The 6,075-nt window shown below is 52.5% G+C and carries 4 protein-coding genes; all 4 read left to right on the top strand.

The features are described 5' to 3' along the window. The first annotated feature begins 296 nt into the window (after positions 1-296). On the top strand, positions 297-1,418 hold the full coding sequence (locus QVO97_RS03650) for an efflux RND transporter periplasmic adaptor subunit (RefSeq protein ID WP_022359044.1): 1,122 nt from the start codon (positions 297-299) through the stop codon (positions 1,416-1,418). After that, on the top strand, positions 1,415-4,465 hold the full coding sequence (locus QVO97_RS03645) for an efflux RND transporter permease subunit (RefSeq protein WP_022359043.1): 3,051 nt from the start codon (positions 1,415-1,417) through the stop codon (positions 4,463-4,465). Before QVO97_RS03650 ends, QVO97_RS03645 begins: the two co-directional genes overlap by 4 nt. Before the next feature lie 88 nt (positions 4,466-4,553). After that, positions 4,554-5,213: a TetR/AcrR family transcriptional regulator gene (locus QVO97_RS03640; RefSeq protein WP_022359042.1), complete on the top strand. Its 660-nt coding sequence runs from the start codon at positions 4,554-4,556 to the stop codon at positions 5,211-5,213. A 2-nt stretch (positions 5,214-5,215) separates the two neighbouring features. After that, on the top strand, positions 5,216-6,075 hold an 860-nt coding region (locus QVO97_RS03635), incomplete at its 3' end, for a TolC family protein (RefSeq protein ID WP_288188823.1).

The following is a 6,075-nucleotide window of genomic DNA, read 5'->3' as shown; positions in this document are numbered from 1 at the left end:
TGAAGGTACTGAACAGTTACGAATGATTGTCAATTAGAAAATGGAACAAGGAAACGCAGGAGGAATCAGCGGTATTTGGTTGGTTTTTCCTGCGTTTTTGCTGTCATGTACCCCAAAAAACGGTCAGCGGCAGGAAAATTCGGGTGTCATGAAAAAAAGATGAACATAGATGGATACATTTTGACAAATTTGTGTACACACCTGTCCAAACTTGGGAGTGGCAAAGTGTATACGAGATGAGTAAAATATAGACTGAGAAAAATTTATACCAAGAACAAGCATAGATGGAGGAAATTATGAAAAAAAGAGGAAAGATTCTGGCGCTGGCTGCGATTGTAGTAGTTGGTGCTGTCGTTTTGTCCCGATGCGGCCATAAGAATACGGCGGCGGAATATGAGTCCCGTCCAACCGTAAAGGTAGAAAATCCGGTTCGTCAGGACATCAGCCTGTACACGGATCTGACCGGACTGGTAGAGCCGCAGTCCCGCGCGAGCGTCATGCCGAAGATGAGCGGCGAGGTGCTGGAGGTTTACTTCCAGGCGGGCGATACGGTCCAGGCAGGGCAGGCGCTGTGCAAGATCGATTCCGACGCGTTGACAGCGTTAAAGCTGCAGGTGGATGCGGCTTCCGTTGCCTTAAAGAATGCGGACAGCAATTTAAGCCGTACCCAGGCGCTCTTTGCCGATGGTTTTGTCTCCCAGGAGGCGATGGAGCAGGCACAAAACAACGCACAGAGCGCGAAGATTTCCTATGAATCTGCGAAGAATCAGTACGATCTGCAGGTGAAATACACAACCGTGACAGCGCCGATCGACGGTGTGATCGAGTCCCGGAGCGTCGAACCGCATGATCATGTATCTCCGGCTGGCGAGATCTGCACGATCTCCGGTGCCAGCCAGTTACAGGTTAAATTCGGTATCACCGAGAAGATCCACCAGACGATGGAGCTGGGTGACAGCGTGACGCTGGAGAAAAACGGTGTGGATTACACCGGTACTGTGACCGAGATCGGATCTATGGTCAACGAGAGCAGCGGTCTTTATGACGCGCGTGCGATGGTGCCGGATGCAGCAGGTCTTACGAATGGTTCCCGCGTAAAAATGACGATTATCATGGACCGCGTCAGCCAGGTGCTAACCGTTCCGGTCGATGCAGTCAGCTACGACAACGGTGCCCCGTTTGTATACCTCTATGAGGACGGAAAAGCGGAGAAAACCGAGATCGAAGCAGGTATCTATGACGATGAAAATATGGAAGTAAAATCGGGTCTGACGAGCGACAGCCAGGTCATCGTAAGCTGGAGCAACGAGCTGGTGGATCAGGGAGAAGTCCTGTTGGCACAGGATAGCGATGGCGCGCAGACAGACGGAAACAATGAGACAGCAGCGGAGATGACAGAGGCAGGTGACAAAGAATGATTCGACTGACAAAACTCGCACTGCGGCGTCCGGTTACCATCATTCTCTGTCTGATCACCATCGCGTACTTCGGTTTTCAGTCCGTCATGGGCATGAAGCTGGAACTGACGCCAGAGATGGAGATGCCGATGTTAATCATCGCCACGGTGTATCCGGGAGCCAGCCCGGAGGACGTAACCGATCTGGTTACCAAGAAAGAAGAAGATGCGATCACGTCATTGGACTCGGTAGATAAGGTACAGTCCATTTCCCGTGAAAATGTATCGATCGTCATTGTCCAGTATGAGTACGGCACCAACATGGATACCGCATACATTAACCTGAAAAAGGCGATAGACGGCATTCAGGGCGATCTGCCGGACGATGCCAATGACCCGAATATCATGGAGCTGGATATCAACTCGATGGCGACGGTTACGCTGGCAGTCAGCGGCGACGTTGATCAGAACCTTTATACATATGTAGATGACAAAATTGTTCCTGAGTTTGAGAAATTAAGCTCGGTCGGCGAGGTTTCGATTGCCGGCGGTCAGGAGAGCTACACCCGCGTGGAACTGATTCCGGAAAAACTGGCACAGTACCACCTGAATATGAATACGGTCGCACAGTTAGTCGGTGCCGCCGATTTCACGATCCCGGCGGGCGATGTCCGGGTTGGAAAACAGGATCTCGACGTCAGTGTCGGCAACGAATTTAAGAGCACGGAAAGTCTGAAAAATGTCGTGCTTCCGCTGGCAAACGGTGAGACGATCCATCTTTCTGATATCGCGAATGTCTATGAGGCGCTGGAGGATGCAAACTCGATCGGACGCTATAATGGCGAAGATGTTATCTCCCTGGGAATCAAGAAACAGCAGAGTTCCACCGCGATCGAGGTTTCCAACCAGGTAACCAAGAAGGTGCAGGAAATTGAACAGCAGTATCCGGGTCTTAAAATCACCGTGGTAGATGATGCCAGTGACACGCTGAAACGGTCTTTAAGCAGCGTAATCCAAACGCTGCTCCTGGCGATCATCCTGTCCATGATCATTCTGTTCTTATTCTATGGCGATCTGCGTGCATCGGTCATCGTAGGTACGTCCATTCCGATCTCCGTTGTGTTGGCGATCATTTGTATGGCGGCGATGGGATTCTCAATGAACATTATTTCCCTGACGTCGCTCGTTCTCGGCGTTGGTATGATGGTTGATAACTCGATCAACGTCCTCGACGGATGTTTCCGGGCGAAGGAAAAACTGGATTTCTACGACGCGGCGCTGGAAGGTACGCGCACGATGATCGGCTCGATCACCGGCGGTACGCTGACAACCTGTGTTGTATTTATTCCGCTTCTGATGTTAAACGGTATGTCTGGACAGCTCTTTACACAGCTCGGCTACACGATCATCTTCTGTATGACGGCTTCCTTATTCTCGGCAGTCATCATCGTGCCGCTCTGCTATATGTTCTGGCATCCGGTGGAGAAGGATCATGCGCCGGCAGGACGCATCATCAAAGGCATCCAGGCCTGGTACCGCAAGCATATGCCGCAGGTCATTAAGCGCTATGCGCTGGTATTTGGAACGACGGCGGTGCTGGTTGTGCTGGCCCTCCTCATGGCGTCCAGACTGAACCTGGAGCTGATGTCCTCGATCGATGAGGGTATCGTAACGATGACGATCAAGACGAAGCCGGGTTATTCGGTATCGGCGATCCGTGACACTGTGCTTGATTTGGAAAATATGGTAGAGGCAGACGAGGATGTGGATCATTACCTGATGACATATGGAAACAGTGGCGTCAGCATGACTTCTGGAAGTGATGTGACACTGAATGCCTACTTAAAAGATAAGAGAAAGCTTTCCACGGACGAGGTTATCGAGAAGTGGAGATATGCGACACAGAACTACGTTAATGCGACCATTACCCTGGAACAGGGCAGCAGCAGTATGAGCAGCAGCATGAGCAGCGGTGATTCGATTGAGGTGGATCTGCAGAGTACCGATTATGATACATTAAAGAAGTCAGCGGATGCTCTGGTAACGGAGCTTCGCAAGCGCGAGGATGTTATGCAGGTACATTCTTCTGTTGAGAATGCGGCGCCGGTTATCAAGGTAAAAGTGGATCCGGTCAAGGCGGAGGCAGAGGGACTGACCCCGGCAAGCATCGGTTCGGTTGTATACAGCAATTTAAGCGGTGTGAAAGCGGCGACGATCTCCGTCAACGGCGAGGATCAGGATGTGAAAGTAGAATTTGCGCCGGATCGTTACGATTCCATCGCGAAACTGCAGGGCATGATGATCACGACAGCGGCGGGCAATACGCTTCCGCTGGAGGATCTGGCAGAGATTTACTACCAGGACAGCCCACAGGAGATTTCGCGAAAAGAGAAACAGTACCAGGTATCGATCACGATGCAGGCACAGGCAGATTATAAGAAGACGGCTGAAAAAGATGTCAAGAGCTTCGTGCAGAACTGGGAGTTCCCGTACGGCGTTGAGATGGCGACCAACAGCCAGGATGAGTCGATGGGCGAGGAGCTTTCCGCGCTGGGAATGGCGCTTGTCACAGCGATCTTTCTGATTTTCATTGTCATGGCGATTCAGTTTGAGTCCCCGAAATTCTCCCTGATGGTTATGGCAACGATACCGTTCAGTTTGATCGGTTCCTTTGGCTTCCTGTTCCTGGCGGACTGCCCGATCAGTATGACCTCCATGCTTGGTTTCCTGATGCTGGTCGGTACGGTTGTAAACAACGGTATTTTGTACGTGGATACGGTCAACCAGCTGCGGGTGGAGATGCCGTTAGACGAGGCGCTGGTAGAGGCAGGTGCGATCCGTGTACGCCCAATCTGCATGACGACACTGACGACCATCATTGCGATGATCCCGAACTGTCTGGCATTTGGTAAGGCGGGCAAGATGATGCAGGGCTTAGCGCTTGTAAACGTCGGCGGTCTGGTTGCGGCGACGATCCTGACGCTGGTACTGCTTCCGTCCTTCTACCGAGTGGTTTATAACATGGGAAAAGGCAAAGAAGATGAGTATGATAAGCTGGACTGCGACTAAGGAAAAGCAGGTTAAGCAGTGAATCTGTCAGGCGGCGGACCCGGGACGGGGAAGCTGCCTGTACTGATAGAAAAAGGGGGAGAAGAAGATGCCGTCGGAACGATTTAAGCGGCTGCCAGAGGAAAAACAGAAGAAAATTCGGGACGCGTGTATGGCTGAATATACGCGGACGACGATAGAAAAAGCATCGCTCAACCGTATGATAGAAGATGCCGGGATCTCCCGGGGGAGTTTTTATACGTATTTTGACAGTAAATGGGATGTTTTAGGATATCTGTGTGAGAGTTTTATCAATGAATTTTATGAGTGCGGCGTGCGCTGCCTTGAAGAGGCGCAGGGGGACATCTGGGAGATGTTAGGGCAGTTTTTAAACGGTTCGCTTGCCCTGTGCCGCGATGAGAGACGCACCGATTTCATCCGCAACATCATGGAGTGCAGCAGCCGTGAGGCGCTGCTCTTTGATATATTCAGCTCCGATCCGGACAGTCCACGCGCCGTGCGTGGACGGAAGCTGGAACGTGCCGCCTATGAGTCGTGCGTGGGAAAATCCTTGCGGAAGCTGGGCTGGGAGGAATATATGAGTTTTTTCCGCATGGCGATGATGGCGATCGCGATGGAGATCAAGAGCTTTCACGACGGAGTTCCGGAAAACCGTATCCGAGAACGGTTTGCCCTGACACTCGGCATCCTGAAACGGGGTGCTGGGATAGAATCGGGAGCGGGCGCGCAGAGCGCCGAAAGGAAATGAAGATGAGTAAGATGAAGAAAAACAGGAAAAAACTGTTTGCCATTCTTTTACAGGCGGCGTTAGTCAGCACGGCTATGACGATGCCGGCATATGCGGCTAAAACGCCGGGGATCGGCTCAGATGCGCTGATCGGCGACGATGCGATCGGTCCGGTGCTGACGGGCGGCAATACCGAGGTAGAGGAGGAAACTTCCCCATACACCAAAGAACAGCTAGAGGATGGGACGCTGGAATATGGCGAGATCGCATGGCGAATCGAGGGGTACAACAGCACGTACTTAAACCTGCGTTCCCAGCTCTACAGCCAGACAACCAGCCAGTCGGCGGGAACTGCCCTGGCGGCAGAGGCGAGCGCCCTCATGGAAGATGCGATGGACCTGAAGTCCGACGATATGGATGCGGAGACGAGAGAGCTGTTTGAGGGCTACAAGGCGGCAGCGAGAGAGCTGCGCAAACAGGGGGCAAAGCTTACGAACAAGGAGCTTTCCGGCACCTATGCCCGGACCCTGCGTCAGACAAAGAATAAGTTAGTCAAGGCGGTGCAGAACTTGCTCATCCAGTATGAGGAACTGCTCCCGCAGGTGGAAACAGCGAAAAAGAATGTGGAAATGTGCCAGGTAAATGCGGATGCCGCACAGAAGATGCAGGCGCTCGGCCGTGCTTCCGCGCAGGAGGTCCTGACGGCGCAGAAGGCGCTGCAGCAGGCCAATTCCAGCGCCCAGCAGGCAGAGAATGGGGCACTGCAGCTCAAGCAGAATATTTTGATGCTGCTTGGATTTGACGCGGATGCGCCGGTGACATTTGCGGATGTGCCGGTTCCGGATGCCACCCGCCTTGCGGCGATGGATCTGGCAGCCGATAC

Source organism: Clostridium sp. CAG:43 (genome assembly GCF_000434655.1).
GTDB classification, from domain to species: Bacteria; Bacillota; Clostridia; order Lachnospirales; family Lachnospiraceae; genus Otoolea; species Otoolea fessa.
The sequence above is the reverse complement of the archived record's forward strand: the minus strand, read 5'-3'. Positions and strand labels throughout refer to the sequence as shown.

Bases quoted from the DNA above. Each gene is read 5' to 3' on its own strand.
- QVO97_RS03640 (WP_022359042.1), top strand. From the start codon at position 4,554: ATGCCGTCGGAACGATTTAAGCGGCTGCCAGAGGAAAAACAGAAGAAA.
- QVO97_RS03650 (WP_022359044.1), top strand. From the start codon at position 297: ATGAAAAAAAGAGGAAAGATTCTGGCGCTGGCTGCGATTGTAGTAGTT.
- QVO97_RS03645 (WP_022359043.1), top strand. From the start codon at position 1,415: ATGATTCGACTGACAAAACTCGCACTGCGGCGTCCGGTTACCATCATT.